Source organism: Demequina sp. (assembly GCF_016278765.1).
Classification (GTDB): domain Bacteria; phylum Actinomycetota; class Actinomycetes; order Actinomycetales; family Demequinaceae; genus Demequina.
On the sequence record NZ_JADQBE010000010.1, the window covers coordinates 15,111 to 30,689 of the forward strand.

14 protein-coding genes are annotated in these 15,579 nt (G+C 65.4%); 2 read left to right on the top strand and 12 right to left on the bottom strand.

The genetic code is table 11. The features are described 5' to 3' along the window. Positions 1–190 precede the first annotated feature (190 nt). On the top strand, positions 191–2,941 hold the full coding sequence (valS, locus tag QZZ29_RS01720; protein ID WP_291380922.1) for a valine--tRNA ligase: 2,751 nt from the start codon (positions 191–193) through the stop codon (positions 2,939–2,941). Here the strand turns inward: valS and QZZ29_RS01725 are convergent. From QZZ29_RS01725 to QZZ29_RS01765, 9 genes are all read right to left on the bottom strand, one after another. After that, positions 2,924–3,235, bottom strand: a complete 312-nt coding sequence (locus QZZ29_RS01725; protein ID WP_291380923.1) for a hypothetical protein — start codon at positions 3,233–3,235, stop codon at positions 2,924–2,926. The two genes, valS and QZZ29_RS01725, sit on opposite strands and share 18 nt — an antisense overlap. A gap of 345 nt (positions 3,236–3,580) precedes the next feature. Continuing rightward, complete coding sequence (locus QZZ29_RS01730; protein WP_291380925.1) at positions 3,581–4,990, bottom strand: NADH-quinone oxidoreductase subunit N; 1,410 nt, start codon at positions 4,988–4,990, stop codon at positions 3,581–3,583. Positions 4,991–5,002: 12 nt separating this feature from the next. Beyond that, positions 5,003–6,493 carry an NADH-quinone oxidoreductase subunit M gene (locus QZZ29_RS01735; protein WP_291380927.1) on the bottom strand — a complete coding sequence of 497 codons (1,491 nt, stop codon included), beginning with the start codon at positions 6,491–6,493 and terminating at the stop codon, positions 5,003–5,005. Positions 6,494–6,496: 3 nt separating this feature from the next. Continuing rightward, positions 6,497–8,350 carry a proton-conducting transporter membrane subunit gene (locus tag QZZ29_RS01740; protein WP_291380929.1) on the bottom strand — a complete coding sequence of 618 codons (1,854 nt, stop codon included), beginning with the start codon at positions 8,348–8,350 and terminating at the stop codon, positions 6,497–6,499. Then, positions 8,347–8,649, bottom strand: a complete 303-nt coding sequence (gene nuoK / locus QZZ29_RS01745) for an NADH-quinone oxidoreductase subunit NuoK (RefSeq protein ID WP_291380931.1) — start codon at positions 8,647–8,649, stop codon at positions 8,347–8,349. Before nuoK ends, QZZ29_RS01740 begins: the two co-directional genes overlap by 4 nt. Further along, positions 8,646–9,209 (bottom strand): NADH-quinone oxidoreductase subunit J, encoded by a 564-nt coding sequence (locus QZZ29_RS01750; RefSeq protein WP_291380932.1) that lies wholly within the window; start codon positions 9,207–9,209, stop codon positions 8,646–8,648. Before QZZ29_RS01750 ends, nuoK begins: the two co-directional genes overlap by 4 nt. 2 nt (positions 9,210–9,211) lie before the next feature. Continuing rightward, on the bottom strand, positions 9,212–10,147 hold the full coding sequence (locus tag QZZ29_RS01755) for a complex I subunit 1 family protein (protein WP_291380934.1): 936 nt from the start codon (positions 10,145–10,147) through the stop codon (positions 9,212–9,214). Further along, on the bottom strand, positions 10,140–11,498 hold the full coding sequence (locus tag QZZ29_RS01760; RefSeq protein ID WP_291380935.1) for a hypothetical protein: 1,359 nt from the start codon (positions 11,496–11,498) through the stop codon (positions 10,140–10,142). The genes QZZ29_RS01755 and QZZ29_RS01760 overlap by 8 nt, the downstream gene beginning before the upstream one ends. Beyond that, positions 11,495–11,821 (bottom strand): NADH-quinone oxidoreductase subunit A, encoded by a 327-nt coding sequence (locus tag QZZ29_RS01765; protein WP_291380937.1) that lies wholly within the window; start codon positions 11,819–11,821, stop codon positions 11,495–11,497. Before QZZ29_RS01765 ends, QZZ29_RS01760 begins: the two co-directional genes overlap by 4 nt. A 712-nt stretch (positions 11,822–12,533) precedes the next feature. Between QZZ29_RS01765 and QZZ29_RS01770 the strand changes: the two genes are divergently transcribed. Further along, complete coding sequence (locus tag QZZ29_RS01770; protein WP_291380939.1) at positions 12,534–12,854, top strand: hypothetical protein; 321 nt, start codon at positions 12,534–12,536, stop codon at positions 12,852–12,854. Here QZZ29_RS01770 and clpX read toward each other — a convergent pair. The 3 genes from clpX to QZZ29_RS01785 all read right to left on the bottom strand — a co-directional run bounded on the left by clpX (position 12,793) and on the right by QZZ29_RS01785 (position 15,535). Further along, positions 12,793–14,115, bottom strand: coding sequence for an ATP-dependent Clp protease ATP-binding subunit ClpX (gene clpX, locus QZZ29_RS01775; RefSeq protein WP_291380940.1), 1,323 nt, complete (start codon positions 14,113–14,115; stop codon positions 12,793–12,795). The genes QZZ29_RS01770 and clpX overlap by 62 nt on opposite strands. Positions 14,116–14,186: 71 nt before the next feature. Next, positions 14,187–14,894 carry an ATP-dependent Clp protease proteolytic subunit gene (locus QZZ29_RS01780; RefSeq protein WP_291380976.1) on the bottom strand — a complete coding sequence of 236 codons (708 nt, stop codon included), beginning with the start codon at positions 14,892–14,894 and terminating at the stop codon, positions 14,187–14,189. Between the two features lie 11 nt (positions 14,895–14,905). Beyond that, a complete protein-coding gene (locus QZZ29_RS01785) occupies positions 14,906–15,535 on the bottom strand; it encodes an ATP-dependent Clp protease proteolytic subunit (protein ID WP_291380941.1) in 630 nt (209 codons plus the stop codon). Positions 15,536–15,579: the final 44 nt, after the last annotated feature.

The window sequence follows — 15,579 nt, forward strand, 5'->3', positions numbered from 1 at the left end:
ATCCGAATTCAGTCGGGCGCTGGTACATCAACCGTATAACTGTGAGCATTGCAGCCGTACCACTTCGCCCAGTTGTTCGGGGGGATCGCCGCCCACGGTCTCGCCCAACTCCTGCCACGACCTCAAGAAGTCTGCGGGTGCGGCGCCACCACGTCCGGCATCGGGGTCGCCGTCTGAAAGAATGACCACCATGACTTCGCGCATCCCTGACAAGGCCACGGTGGACGGTCTCGAAGACCGCTGGAACGACGCCTGGGCGGCGGACGGGGTCTACCGATTTGACCGCACCAAGACCCGGGACGAGATCTACTCGATCGACACTCCCCCGCCGACCGTCTCCGGGTCCCTTCACGTGGGTCACGTGTTCTCCTACACGCACACGGACGTGATCGCCCGCTACAAGCGGATGCGCGGCCTGGAGGTCTTCTACCCCATGGGTTGGGACGATAACGGCCTGCCCACCGAGCGCCGCGTGCAGAACTACTACGGCGTGCGCTGCGACCCGACGCTTGCCCACGTCGACGACTTCGAGCCGCCCCACGTGGGCGGCGAGGGCAAGTCCATCAAGGCCGCCGATCAGGTGCCGGTCTCGCGCCGGAATTTCGTCGAACTGTGTGAGCGCCTGACCGCCGAGGATGAGAAGCAGTTCGAGGCGCTGTGGCGTCACCTGGGCCTGTCAGTCGACTGGTCACGGACCTACCAGACCATCGCGCCCAACGCTCAGGCCGTCGCCCAGCAGGCGTTCCTGCGTTCGCTGGCTCGCGGGGAGGCGTACCAGTCCGAGGCGCCCACGCTGTGGGACGTGACGTTCCGGACGGCCGTGGCTCAAGCCGAGCTTGAGGACCGTGAACGCCCGGGCGCCTACCACCGGGTCGCTTTCGAACCCGCAGCCGACCTCGAAGAGGCCACCGGCTCCTACGAGTCCATCTACATCGAAACCACACGCCCGGAGCTCATCCCCGCGTGCGTGGCGCTTGTCGCACACCCCGATGACGAGCGCTACAAGCCGTTGTTCGGCAAGCACGTGCGCACTCCCCTGTTCGGCGTGGAGGTCCCGATCGTGCCTCACCGCCTCGCCTCGCCCGACAAGGGTTCGGGCATCGCCATGATCTGCACCTTCGGCGACGTGACGGACGTGATCTGGTGGCGCGAACTGAGTCTGCCGACCCGCCCGATCCTGGGATGGGACGGCCGTATCCTGGCCGACGCACCCGAGGCCATCAAGTCACCCGAGGGCCTGGCCGCGTACGCCGAACTTGCTGGCAAGACCGTGTTCTCGGCCCAGGAGCGCATCGTCGAGATGTTGCGCGAGGCTGGCGTCATGGAAGGTGAACCCAAGACCATCACCCACCCCGTGAAGTTCTTCGAGAAGGGCGACAGGCCCCTCGAAATCGTCACCTCGCGCCAGTGGTACATCGCGAACGGCGGCAAGGACGCCGCGCTGCGAGCCGAGTTGGTGGCGCGCGGTAAGGAGTTGGACTTTGTCCCCAAGCACATGCGAAAGCGCTACGAGAACTGGGTGAACGGGCTCACGGGCGACTGGCTCATCTCCCGCCAACGCTTCTTCGGTGTACCGATCCCCGTCTGGTATCGCCTCGACTCCGACGGCAACCCCAAGTGGGACGAGCCGATCGTGCCGTCCGAAGGCGCGCTGCCCGTGGACCCGTCGGCCGACGCCGCCCCCGACTTCGCGGAAGACCAAAGGGGTGTGCCCGGCGGCTTCATCGGCGAGAAGGACATCATGGACACGTGGGCGACGTCCTCGATGAGCCCGCAGATCGTGTGCGGTTGGCGGGACGACCCCGACCTGTTCTCCAAGACCTTCCCCATGGACCTGCGCCCGCAAGGCCAGGACATCATTCGCACGTGGCTGTTTTCTTCGGTGGTGCGCTCGCACCTCGAGCACGGCGTGCTGCCGTGGAAGCACGCCGCCGTCTCCGGCTGGATCCTCGATCCGGATCGCAAGAAGATGTCCAAGTCCAAGGGCAACGTGGTGACCCCCATGGCGCTGCTTGAGACTCACGGATCCGATGCGGTGCGGTACTGGGCAGCGAAGGCACGCCTGGGCACCGACGCGGCCTTCGACGAGGGGCAGATGAAGATCGGCCGTCGCCTCGCCATGAAGGTGCTCAACGTGTCTAAGTTCGTGCTGGGCGCGACAGGCATCGCCACAGCGGCCGACACGTCGCTTGCGGCCGGCGTTGCCGCGGCCGCACACGTGCGTTCGGCTACCATCACCGAGCCGCTGGATCGTGGGATGCTGGCGGGGCTGGCCCAGATCGTGGAGACCGCGACCGCAGCCCTCGAGGCGTACGACCACACACGCGCACTCGAGGTGACCGAGTCATACTTCTGGACGTTCTGCGACGACTACGTGGAATTGGTCAAGACGCGGGCCTACGACGGCGCCGCCCCGGGCGAGGCGATCGACTCGAACGCGCCCTGCTCCCCGGCCGCGGCGTCGGCGCGAGCCGCGTTGACGATCGCCCTTGACACCTTCTTGCCGCTGTTTGCTCCGGTGCTCCCGTTCTCGACCGAAGAAGTGTGGTCGTGGTACGCGGAGGGCTCGATTCACAGAGCGCGGTGGCCAGTGGCCCAGCCGTTGCATGCGGCCGCAGCCGGTGCGGATCCAGGGATCATCGCCGCAGCGGGCGCCGCACTCGGCGCTCTTCGCAAGATCAAGTCGGATGCGAAAGTGTCGCAGCGAACCGCGATCCTGTCCGTGGACTTGCTGGTGCCAGAGAACCAGATGGAACTCGTCAACGCCTCGAAGGCGGACGTCATGGCCGCGGGCCGGGTGAAGTCGATGCAGGTTGTCGACGCCGTGACGGCAATCGATCCCAGTGTCGATGGCTTGGGACCGGAAGATGGCTCGAGTTCCGCCCTGCTCGACGCGAACGTGGTGCGCACCGAAAACGTGGTGCTAGAGCCTGCCCCCTAACAAAATGGCTTCGTCCGTACTCGGTCGCCGTACCCGCTGCGGGACGGCATCCCAACGCCTGCGCAATACCACCTCAAGTACCCGTTCGCGGCACCTTTGAGGCCGCTCAGTGAGGTCCCAGTAGTTGAACCTCAGGGTCAGGACGCAGAGGGCCGTGAAGTCGGCGCCGACGAATACCTCCTGCATCGCATGAACCTCGAGAATACTCTCGGCCATCGCAGCCACGTGGGACGCAACCTCGACCATCCACCGGCGCCCGTGCAACACGGGGAGCTCTCGCGTGGCGGTGGCCACCCTCTCGATTGCGCGTGGCTGGGACGCCACTTCCAGGGACTTGACCGCTTCTCTTTTTGCCCGGCACCTCAGAGTTCGCGGCCGTTGGTCCCACGACCCGCTACCTTCGCATGCCAGAAGGGGATCCCGCGCACAAGGAAAGTGAGTTCCCAGCCTTTGTCGGGCACCGCGCTGTGCCCGATCCGGACTGAGTTTCGTGTCCCGTTGCTCGCACTGGGGGCAATTGTCGCGGTGCTGCAATGGTGAGCGTTCACGCACTCGGTGCGTCAGCACAGATCGCGACAGACCTCAGTGACTGCGTCGAGTTGAGTGCGACGAGGCGCGGTGCTCGCCGCACCACTCGGCTCACCCCAAGAGCGGCGCATCGAACGCTGCGAGCACTGGGCCTGCGGCGATCCCGATGATGAGAGTCACCAGTGCACCCATGACGGCGGCCCGAGAAGCCCAGAGGCCCCGAGACGCAGGTGCGCGCACATCCGCTCGACCCCGCGCGAACATCGGGGCGAGCCAGCGGAGGTAGTAAAACAGGCTCGCGACGGAGTTGATCGCGGCCACGACGACGAGCCAGGCGAGGCCACCGTCCCACGCCGCGGTGAAGGTAGTGAGTTTTCCGACGAAAACAGCGGTCGGTGGGGTACCGACGAGTCCGAGGAGGCTCACCACGAGAGCCCCAGCGAGCCACGGGTGCGCGGCCGCGACGCCGCGGTAGTCCTCGATCGAGCGGCGGGTCGGCAGCGCTGCAATGACCGCGAAGGCGGTGATGTTGGCCGCAGCATAGCCAGCGAGGTAAAGCAGCAGGGAGGGCAGGGCAAGATCCGCCCGTCCTGCGACTGCCACGGGCAGCAGGAGATAGCCCGCTTGACTGACCGTTGACCAGCCGAGAAGCCGCTTCACATCGGTCTGCCAGAATGCCGCAAGGTTGCCGAGTGTCATGCTCGCCGTGGCGAGGATGGCGACTAACAGCGGCCCGTCGACGCTACGGGGAAGCAGTTCGAAGAGACGATAGGCGGCGATGAGTGCGCCGAGCTTAGGAATCGACGCGAGGAACGCTGCTACCGCCGTTCCGGATGCTTGCGTCGCGTCAGGCACCCAGAAGTGGCCGGGAACCCCGCCCGCCTTGAACATCAGCCCCGCCGTCACCCCGACGACCCCGGCAAGGACGGCCGCGGGCGGGGCATCGCCGAGCGTCAACTGCAGTTCGGCATACGAGGTGCTTCCGGCGATTCCGTACAGGAGGGTCACCCCGAGCAGCATCGCGATGCCCATGAGCGCCCCGATCAGGTAGGTCTTCAGTGCGGCCTCAGCCGCACCGGGCGACCTGCTCATTCCGACAAGGGCATAGAGCGGGATGCTCGCAAGCAGGTATCCCGCGGCGAGCACCAGGAGATCGTTGGCTCCCGCCATCGCGATGGCCCCGAGTGCGGAGAGCATCATGAGCGTGTACGTCTCGCTCTCCCTGGCGGTTCCGCCGAGCTCCTCGACGCCGAGTACGAGCACGAGGATCGTCGCGAGCGGGATGATGATCCGCGCGGCCCCGGTCGCGACATCTACCGCAAAACTGCCCTCGAAAATCGTCACCGCGGGGGAATTGATTTCGACTACCGCCACAGCAGCAGCAAGCAGCAAAGCAACGATCGCAACGGATCGCGTCACGACCTGCCGATCTCGGGACAGGAATGACCCCGCAAATAGCACGATCACTGCACCTGCGAGAACAGAGATCTCCGGCAGGAGCGCGAGGGTATCCCGTTGCATGTTCACTGGACGCTACCTGCTGACGAGGTCGACGATTGCGGATGACGCGGGCGCGATGATATCCAGCAGGAAACGCGGCGCGATCCCGATGATCACGGCGAACAGAAGGAGCGGCGCGATCGCGAGGATCTCCCTCCGGTCGAGGTCACGGAATCCAATGGACAGCCCCCGTGTCTCGCCCGTGAGCATCCGCTGCAACGCCCGCAGGAACAACGCGGCCGTGATGAGGATGCCCGGGAGTGCGAGCGCGGCCAGCGGAACGGTTCCGATGCTGCCTGCGAAGATCTGAAATTCGGCGATGAAGCCGCTGAAGCCCGGGATCCCGAGGGAGGCAAAGGCCGCTATCCCGAAAAGGGCGGCGTAGCGGGGTGCTGGGGCCGCGAGTCCACCGTAGGAGCCAATGTCATAGTTGCCCTTGCGGTCGTGGAGCACCCCCGCGATGAGGAACAGCGCACCGGTGATGAGACCGTGGCTGACCATTTGAACGACCGCACCTGTCACAGCGACCTCTCTCGCCTGGGCCGCGCTGTCGCTCACGACACCGGCCGCACCAACGGCCAGAATCACGTAGCCCATGTGGTTGACGGAGGTGTAGGCGATCATCCGCTTGAAGTCGGTTTGGGCGAGCGCAACGAGTGCTCCGTAGAGGACCGAGACGATGCCGATCACGACGACGAACCACGCCCAGTCTCGCCACGCATCCGGCAGCATGGGCATAGCGATCCGCACGAAACCGTAGGTGCCCATCTTGAGCAGGACGCTTGCGAGCACGACCGAGCCGATCGCCGGAGCATCCGTGTGGGCGGGCGGAAGCCAGGTGTGGAACGGGAACGTCGGCGTCTTGATCGCGAGGCCGACGAACACCGCCGCAAGCACAAGACCGCCAGCCACCGGCTGGTCGCCGAACGGCGGGTTGCTCGCGAGTTCGGCCATGTCGAATGTCTTCGCCGCCGAACCCAGGTAGAGCCCAATGAACCCGACGAGCAATGCGAGCGATCCGAGGAACGTGTAGAGGAAGAACTTCAGCGCCGACCGAGCGGCATTGCCGTGCCCCCAGCCGGCGATCACGAAGTACATGCCGACGATCGAGAGGTCGAAGAAGACGAAGAAGAGGATGAGGTCCTGCGCCGCGAAGACGCCGAGGCTCGACGTCTGGAGGAAGAGGAAGAGGGCGGCCTGAGAGCGGGGTCTGTCGGTGTTGCGGAGCGCGAAGACGGCGCAGACGACGAAGATGAGCGATGTGAGCGCGACGAGCGGCAGCGATAGTCCGTCGACGCCGAGGTGATAGGTGCTGCCGGCGTTCGGTATCCACGGCACCTGCTCCTCGAAGGCCAGGTTCCCCGCGCCCGGGTCGCCGTAGACCAGCCACAGGCCAACCACCAGGGCGAGGTCGACGAGCGTGACGACAAGCCAGATCCAGCGGGCTGCGGCATCCGTGATGCGGGGCACGGCTGCCACCACGATCGCGGCGAGCACAGGGAGGAAGACGACAACGCTGAGCATGGGTTACCTCACGAGCAGGATCAGGGCGAAGACGACCGCCAGGGCGATGGTGGTCTGGGCGTAGTACTGATGAACCTTGCCCGTCTGCGGGCGCCTGGCTAGCGTGCCGAGTCCTCGTAGCTGGCGGGCGAGACCCTCGACGGCGCCATCGACGCCACGTTCGTCAGCGCGCGCCGCACGCGAGGCCGCGACAATGCCAGCCCGTGCGGTCCGATGCAGATCGCGGTCGAGGATGTTGTCGTCGAATCTCGCGAGCGCCTCGCTGAGCACGAGCGTCGGCCGAACGATGGCGACGTGTACGGCTTTCTCGAGACCGAGCCAGTTCACCGCCCAGGCTGGCTGCGGCACACCTCGCCGGAGTCCGATCGCGACCAGAGCGAGCATCGCGAGCGCGAGCACCGCCGAGCCGGCGAACTCAATCACGCTCGGTGTCGCGGTGCCGGCCTCGCCCAGCATCGCCTTCAGCGGCTCACTCACCGGCGGCAGCGCCAGAATGCCGAGCAGTGCCGCGCCGGTCGCGAGTACGACGAGCGGGATGCGTTCCCACCGTCCGATGGAGCGTGTGCCGGGTTGCTCGGTATCGTATCCCGCTTCGGTCGCATCATCCGCTCGCCCCCAGACGATGAAGAGCGCCTTGCCGGAGTAGATCGCGGAGAGCGCCGCCGCAGTGAGACCGACCATGTAGAGCGCGGGGCTCTTCTCGAGGGCGACGGCGAGGAGTTCGTCTTTGAGCGCCCAGAGCGACAGCGGAGCGATGCCCGCGAGCGACAGCGCGCCGACGGTGAACAGTACGCCGACGAGCGGCCACCGCCGAGCGGCGCCGCGGAGCGCCGAAAGTTGCTTGGTGCCAAGAGCAGCGAGCCACGCACCTGCGACGAGGAACAGCAGTGCCTTGGTGGAGGCGTGCGCGACGAGGTAGCCCGCGCCGCCGGCGGTTGAACCCACCCCGGCCGCCAGCACAACGAATCCCAGTTGGGCTACGGTCGAGGCCGCGAGCAGCTGCTTGAGGTCGCGTTGGGCAACAGCCACCGCGCCGAGCAGCAGGGCGGTGAGCGCTCCGATCCATGCCACGGTAGTGCCCGCCCAGCCCGACACCTCGAGCAACGGCGCCACGCGGAGGAGGAGGTATCCGCCCATCGCAACCATCGCGGCCGAGTGCAGCAGGGCACTGACAGTGCTCGGCCCTTCCATCGCGCGTGACAGCCACGAGCTGAACGGCAGTTGCGCGGCCTTGCCGAGGGCCGCAGCGATGATGCCTGCGGCGATGACGTCTCGCCAGGGCGATGACACTGCAGGCAGTTCAGCGAGCGTGAGACCCGCGCCGCCCATCAGCGCGGCGCCCGCGGCAAGGTACAGGCCAAGGTCACCGGCCCTCGTCATCGTGAAGGCGACGAATCCCGCCTGTACGCGTCGATCATCCCGCCACTGGAAGCCGATAAGCGCCCAAGACATGGCCCCCATGATCTCCCACGCGAACAGCAGGGCCGGGAGCGTCGTCGCTGTCACAGTGACCGCGACGGCGGCTGCGAAGATCAGCATGAGGCCGTGGAAGCGTTCCGGCGACTCTGTCCCCTCGGCTGCCGCAAAGATCAGCACGAGCAGGGTTACTATCGCGACGACGGGAAGCACCAAGGCGGAGAGACCATCGACGCCGAGCCCTAGCGGCGCGCCAGCAATGAAGGGGATCTCGAGCGCGGGGCGGGTGACGGCGACGACCACGGCGAGCGCGGCCGTCACGGTCGCTGTCGTGAGCGAGACCCGGATCGCGGCTGCCCGCGCACGTGGTCCGGCGAGGCAGAGCAAAACTCCGGATGCCGCAGGCAGCAGCACAACGAGAGCAAGGGCGAGCACGCTCATCCGGAAAGATCCGTCGCCGAGTCGGTCATGTCTGATCCGCGGGAACGATGCAGCAGGGTTGCCACAGCGAAGCCCATCGCCATCTCGACGGTCATCGCGGCGATGACGACGAGCAGTAGCACTTGGCCGTCCGGGGCTGGCGCGAGGAACCACCAGAAGGCGCCGGCCGCAAGGATGACGCCGTTGATCATCAACTCGAGCCCCATCATGACCATCACGACAACCTGTTGGGACAGCGCGCCGTACAGGCCAACGCAGAACAGCGCGGCGGCGACAAGGAGAACGGCTTCGAGTGTCACTGGCCGAGACCTCCTTGCATCGGATCGTCGGGCGTGCCACGTTTGAGGTCGTCGCCCCAGCGGTCGTAGCGCCCGCGTGGATTTGCGATCACGAGCCCAGCGATGATCGTGGCGAACAGCACGGGGCTGATGGTGAGCATCACCAGCATCTTCGGGCCCATGATCGCCTCGCCGAGCGAGGCGGTGAGGTCGGCGGCGGGGGCACCGATACGTGCGGGCCAGGGGATAAGCAGGACTCCTGCGGCTAGCAGCACGAAAGTTCCTGCCGCCAAAACCGCCGACCAGCGTTTGTTATGCGTCATATCCATCGGCATGAGGGCCGGATTCATCCCCATGTACATCACCATGTAGACGGCCATGATCGCCATCTCCATGACCATCATGAGAATCGTGATGATGCCGATGTACTCAAGGTCGACCATCACGAGCATGATCCCGACGGCGACGAACGAGACCGCAAGCGCGTAGGTAGCCCGCGCCATCGAGTCGACCATGAAGACGGCGACACCGGATGCGACGGACACTAACGCGAGCACCCAGAACAGGATGTCAATCAGCATCGTCAACTCCCCTTTGCCATCATCGCGACGATGAGCACCTGCAGGAGAGTTACCGGCAATACAACGATCCAGGCGACCTCGGCAAACCGGTCAGGGCGGATCGTCGGCAAGCGGTGACGGATCGCGATGAGGGCAGCGAGCACAAGCGCAGTCTTGACGATCGTCCAGAGCCAGGCGGGCAGCAGCGGACCCGCTCCGCCGCCGAGGAAGAGCGGAACGGCGAACGCGGCGCCAGCGGTGAGCACCGCGTAGCGCCCGGTGAGGATGAGCAGCCGATCGATGCCGGAAACGTCGGTGAGAAGACCGCCAGCGATGTCTCGCCCCACTGCGGCGGAGAACGGCCCCCAACTCGAGAACCCGATGACGCTGCCGCAAAAGACGATAAAGGCGATGGGCATCCAGATCACGAACCACAGGTCCTGTTGGGCCGCGACGACGTCGCCAACTCTCAGACTGCGCGCGGCAACTGCTGGCGCGGTGAGCGCGAACATGAGCGGCAGCTCATAGGCCACCGCGAGCGAGAGGAAACGGTAGCCACCCACGAGCGCGTGTGCACTGTTGGCCCCCCAGCCGATAAGCCAGAACAGCGCCCAGATCATCACGTCCATCGTGTTGAACCACACGACGCCGGCGTCCAGGTCCGCAAGGGTCCATGAACCGAGCGGGATGACCAGGATCTTCAGAAGCGCGACGACCACGAGGCCGCCCGTGCCGACCCGCCAGAGCAGCACATCCGCAGCCACGGTCACCTGTCGTCGCTGTCGCAACAGCCGAGCCACCTGGGCGAGCGGCGCACTCGCTCCAGAGAGAAACGGTCGACCAGCGGATCGGGCCGTGAGAGCACTGTTCAGCCCGGCTCCCGCAAGCGCGAACAGCAGCAGGCCGGGTGGAGCCAGAACTGCCCAGGCGGGGCTGACCTGCACGATAACGTCAGCCATGAACGACTCCGCCGTCAGCCTCGCCGCCATGGCTAGCACGGCCGTGGGGCTCGTCGCCGTGACCGGCATGGCGCGGAGAAACCTCGTATGAAGCGACGACCGCGGTGTCGAGCCCGAGACCGGCGACGAGCAGCCGAGCCGTGGCGAGATCCGTCCCGCGGAGGAGTTCCGGCAGGGCGGCGAGACGATTCTGCGACTCCTGTGCTGCCTGAGCGTCCGTCAGCGGCTGCACCCGGAATTGCCCCGTGTCTGCAAGGTCGGTCGCCTCTCGCAGCCATTCGATCAAACGAAGGCGGATGTCACCGCTGGGCTCATTGCCAGACATAGCGAGCGCATCAGTGCCCCCGCTCGCCACGTCCACAGTCAACCCTTTGAGGGACCAGCGCAGCGCCACCGAACGCTCCACGCGTCGACGCAGCCGATCGAGTGCCCCTGCCTGATCGGCGATGACGACGCCGCCAGCGGCGGCGTCGCGGAGCTGGCAAGCACTCCGCGCAGCAGAGCCCCACCCTGCAAGCGCCAGCAGCTGCACTGCCTGGTCGCAGAGCCGGATGAGCCTGCGCCGAGGAGCATCCGCCATGGGCGTCTTGAGTTCCGTGGGTGCCGATGCTGCGGCGAGAATCCGGACATCTGCGCTGACGATCACATCGCCCTGTAGCACGCACTCGACAACGAGCCCGGCGGGCCAATGCGATAACACCGGGCCAAGAGGAACGGTGAGCACATCCATCTCAAGTCCGTCCCGGTCGTCACCGCCACCCGCAAGAGGGATGCCGTGAACCAGCATCTCCATTCCCTCGTGGCCCATTCCCTCGTGGCCCATTCCCTCGTGGTCCATCCCCCCGTGGCCCATTCCCTCGTGGTCCATTCCCTCGTGGTCCATTCCCTCGTGGTCCATCCCCGCTTCGTCAGCACCGGAGTCCTCAAGATCGGCATCGGCGGGGGCCGCCTCATGGGCACCGTGCTCGTCGTGGCCGACGGCATCCGGTGGAGAGTCTTCGGGTACTGAGGATCGAGACCTGGATGCGGCATCGTGGCGCTGGCGGGCATCATCGACGAGGTCCGCCACCGCAGCGTCAAGCAAAGCGGGTATCCGGGCCGACGCGGTGAGGTTCACCCGAGTCCGTGGCCCGGGAAGCTGATCCCAAACTCGGTCACAGACTGCCCCGAGTTCCTCTCCAGGAATCCCGCATATTGCGAGCAGGTCGGCATCCGCCGGAGAGAGAGCACTAGTCCAGCCGCGCCGGTCGAGTTCGGCCTCAAGCAGCATCCGTGTTTCGCCCCAACCGGGTACCTCGACAATGAGAACGTGCGTAGCAGTGGCAGCGAGTCGCGCGACCTGCGCGGTCACACCCATCGCAGAGAACCTTCCCGCCATGCCCAGACGACACCCACCATGAGCAGCCCGAGGAAGACGAACATCTCGATGATCGCTGAGGGGCCCTCGTTGGCCACGACCACCGCCCATGGATACATGAAGAGCATCTCGACATCGAAGGCCAGAAACAACAGGGTGAGTGGGTACCAGCGGACGTGATATCGAGAGAGAGCGTGTTCCCGGGGCTCCCACCCAGACAGGAACGGCATGACCTGGATCGGGTCTCGCGCCACGGCCGTGAATCGTGCCACGAGGTAGAGAATGCCGATACCGGCCATCGCCAACCCGAGGATCACTGCGATACTGATGTAGGCTGAGATCTTCGCTCGCCTCCCTGGGTTCTTGACGGAAGCGCAACACCTTGTGTGGTGGTTATTCAGATGCCTCGTAGAGGGGTAGCGCTTCCTTGACCACACATTACCGACACGGAATCAACTGTCAATCCCCGGACCCGAGACTCACGTCATGTGCTCGCGAAATGGGGTGCGTGCCTCATTTGGGTCTTGCTCGCGAAACTGTGGCCACGTGTCGAGCACTGCGGTGTGCTGTGGGGATGGGTTCATTATCGATGGCGACCAAGCGTGAGATCACCAGGAAGTACGCCCGCGAGTACGCTCCGGCGTGCAGGAAGACGCGGGGGCGGATGTTGGACGAGTTGGTGGCGACGACGGGGTGGTCGCGTGCGAACGCTCGTCGTCAGTTTCGTGCGGCTGGTGAGCACAGGGGGCCACGGCGGGCGGTGAAGCGGGCACACCGGCCGCGCACCTGTGGGTATGACACGCTCAAGTCACTGATCAGCGTATGGATGCTCGCCGGGCAACCCTCGGGGAAGTATCTTGCCGCGACGATGAGTATCTGGTTGCCCACACTGATCGAGCATGGCGAGCTTGACGTGACACGGCTGAATGATCACACCCGCGCGCACTTGCTGGCCGTGTCGATCCCGCCATCATCTCCGCCGCAGGCGCGGCCCTGGGAGTCCTGCGCAAGATCAAGTCGGACGCCAAGGTGTCTCAGCGCACCGCCATCGTCTCCGTAGACTTGCTGGTGCCCGAAGGACAGATGGAGCACGTGAACGCCGCCAAAGCGGACGTGATGGCCGCGGGCCGGGTGAAGTCGATGCAGGTTGTCGACGCCGTGACGGCAATCGATCCGAGCGTGGATGGCTTCGGTCCAGAGGACGGGTCGTCCACCGCGCTCCTGGACGCCACCGTGGTGCGTACCGAGAATGTGGAACTCGAAAGAGTCGTAACTGACGAGCGTCGCGCTAGGCGGTCTTGGCGACGGGTTGCGCTGCGGGGCGACCGCCATCTGAGGCCTCATCAGTAGCCTCGTCTTCCCCACGATCACGCTTAACCATATGTGCCTTCGACAGGATCGACGGGGCAACCCGCTCCATCACGGTAGCGCGGCTGATGCGCACCTGGCCCACATCCGCCTGGCCGGGAACTTCGAACATCGTGTCCTGAAGCACCTCTTCGAGGATGGCGCGCAAGCCGCGCGCACCGGCGCCACGCGAGAGCGCCTGCTCAGCGATCGCGCGGACGGCGTCTTCGTCGAACTCGAGTTCGATGCCGTCGATCTCAAACATCCGCTGATACTGCTTGACCAGCGCGTTGCGCGGCTCCGTCAGGATCGACACCATCGATTCCACGTCGAGTGGCGACACTGTCGCGATCACCGGCATGCGGCCCACAAACTCGGGGATCAGACCAAACTTATGCAGGTCGGCGGGCGTCGCCTGCGCGAACAGGTCGGTATTGTCGGCTTCCTTGAGTTGCGAGCCAAACCCGATGCCCTTGCGCCCCACGCGCGCCGAGATGATCTCCTCTAGCCCGGCGAAGGCTCCTCCGAGGATGAACAGCACGTTGGTGGTGTCAATCTGAATGAACTCTTGGTGAGGGTGTTTGCGCCCGCCCTGTGGCGGCACCGAGGCGGTGGAGCCCTCAAGGATTTTCAGCAACGCCTGCTGGACTCCCTCACCGGACACGTCGCGCGTGATCGACGGATTCTCCGACTTGCGCGACACCTTGTCGATCTCGTCGATGTAGATGATTCCGCGCTGCGCCCTTTCGACGTCATAGTCGGCGGCCTGGAGAAGCTTCAACAGAATGTTTTCGACGTCCTCGCCCACGTAGCCGGCCTCGGTGAGCGCGGTGGCATCGGCGATAGCGAAGGGTACGTTGAGCATCTTGGCGAGCGTCTGCGCCAGGTACGTCTTGCCCGTGCCCGTGGGGCCGATGAAGAGCACGTTCGACTTGGCGATCTCGACGCCGTCGTCGCCCTTCGAGTCGCGCGCACGCACCCGCTTGTAGTGGTTGTAGACCGCCACCGACAGCGCGCGCTTCGCGGGTTCCTGACCCACGACGTATTGGCCCAGGAAGTCGAAGATCTCGCGGGGCTTCGGCAGCTCAGTGAGTTCGGCCTCGGCCGCTTCCGCGAACTCCTCGTCCAGGATTTCGTTGCACAGTCCCACGCACTCGTCGCAAATGTACACGGCGCCGCCCGCGATGAGCTTGCGCACCTGCTTCTGCGTCTTACCGCAGAAGGTGCACTTGAGCAGGTCACCACTGTCCGTGGGCCGGGTCATGCGGCGCTCCTTCCCTGGGGGCTTCGATCCAGGCTAGCCGCGCGACGTTCGCGGCGCGCGCCGACGCGCCGCTAAGACTTGGTTGGCGTTGCTGGAGGCGAATCCGCCGCTCCCTTACGGGACAGCAGCACCTGGTCAACCAAACCGTAGTCCTTCGCCTGCTGAGCGCTCAGGAACGTGTCGCGTTCGATGTCGTCACGCACCTTCTCGGCCGTCTGACCCGTGTGATGAGCGAGAGTGGCCTCAAGCCAGTCGCGCATCCGCAGGATTTCCTCGGCGTAGATCTCGATGTCGGAGGCCTGCGCACGCGATCCGCCCTCAAGTCGAGGCTGGTGGATCATGACGCGAGCGTTCGGCAGCGCGAGTCGCTTCCCGGGTGAGCCCGCCGCGAGCAGCACCGCGGCCGCGGAGGCGGCCTGGCCAAGGCAGACCGTCTGAATCTGCGGCTTGATGTACTGCATCGTGTCGTAGATGGCGGTCAGCGCCGTTTGCGATCCGCCGGGCGAGTTGATGTAGATGGTGATGTCGCGCTCGGGGTCCTGCGACTCCAGCACGAGCAGCTGCGCCATGATGTCGTCGGCCGACGTGTCGTCGATCTGGACGCCAAGGAACACGATGCGGTCCTCGAACAGCTTGGAGTACGGGTCGCGCACCTTGGTGCCGTACGACGTGCGCTCCTCGAATTGCGGCAGGATGTACCGCGCGCCGGGAGCATCGGGCGCGCTCCCGCCGAATCGGTTGAAGCTGCCGGCGGTCCGTGCGGCCGCCTGCAGGGCCATGTAGTTGTCGCTCACGCCTTGCCTCCCTGGGTCTTGTCGCCAGCTTCTTCGGCGTGCTTGATGACCTTGTCCACAAAGCCGTACTCCAGCGCCTCTTCGGCGGTGAACCACCGGTCCCGGTCGGCGTCCTTGGTAATCTGCTCGAGCGTCTTGCCCGTCTGGGCGGCCGTGAGCTCGCTCAGCACCCGCTTCATGTGCATGATCAACTCGGCGTTGATTCGAATGTCGGTAGCGGTGCCCGCGATGCCACCGGATGGCTGGTGCATCATCACGCGGGCGTGCGGTGTAGCAAAGCGCTTGCCGGGCGCGCCCGACGACAGAAGGAACTGACCCATCGATGCGGCCATGCCCATCGCGAATGTCGCAACGTCGGGCTTGATGTACTGCATCGTGTCGTAGATCGCCATTCCCGCGGTAATGGAGCCGCCGGGACTGTTGATGTACAGGTAGATGTCTTTGTCTGGGTCCTCGGCCGCGAGCAACATCATCTGCGCGCAGATGACGTTTGAATTGTCGTCACGGACCTCGTCGCCCAGCCAGATGATGCGCTCTCGAAGCAGCCGGTTGAAGATGGAGTCATTGAGCCCCATGCCGCCGCCTTCGGTGCGCGCGATGATGTCATTCACGTGGTGCCTCCTCATGGACGATGCCACGACACTAACGCGAGCGACGACCCCCGAGACGC

Bases quoted from the DNA above. Each gene is read 5' to 3' on its own strand.
- valS (WP_291380922.1), top strand. From the start codon at position 191: ATGACTTCGCGCATCCCTGACAAGGCCACGGTGGACGGTCTCGAAGAC.
- QZZ29_RS01730 (WP_291380925.1), bottom strand. From the start codon at position 4,990: ATGCAACGGGATACCCTCGCGCTCCTGCCGGAGATCTCTGTTCTCGCA.
- QZZ29_RS01735 (WP_291380927.1), bottom strand. From the start codon at position 6,493: ATGCTCAGCGTTGTCGTCTTCCTCCCTGTGCTCGCCGCGATCGTGGTG.
- QZZ29_RS01740 (WP_291380929.1), bottom strand. From the start codon at position 8,350: ATGAGCGTGCTCGCCCTTGCTCTCGTTGTGCTGCTGCCTGCGGCATCC.
- QZZ29_RS01750 (WP_291380932.1), bottom strand. From the start codon at position 9,209: ATGCTGATTGACATCCTGTTCTGGGTGCTCGCGTTAGTGTCCGTCGCA.
- QZZ29_RS01755 (WP_291380934.1), bottom strand. From the start codon at position 10,147: ATGGCTGACGTTATCGTGCAGGTCAGCCCCGCCTGGGCAGTTCTGGCT.
- clpX (WP_291380940.1), bottom strand. From the start codon at position 14,115: ATGACCCGGCCCACGGACAGTGGTGACCTGCTCAAGTGCACCTTCTGC.
- QZZ29_RS01780 (WP_291380976.1), bottom strand. From the start codon at position 14,894: ATGGCCCTGCAGGCGGCCGCACGGACCGCCGGCAGCTTCAACCGATTC.
- QZZ29_RS01785 (WP_291380941.1), bottom strand. From the start codon at position 15,535: ATGAGGAGGCACCACGTGAATGACATCATCGCGCGCACCGAAGGCGGC.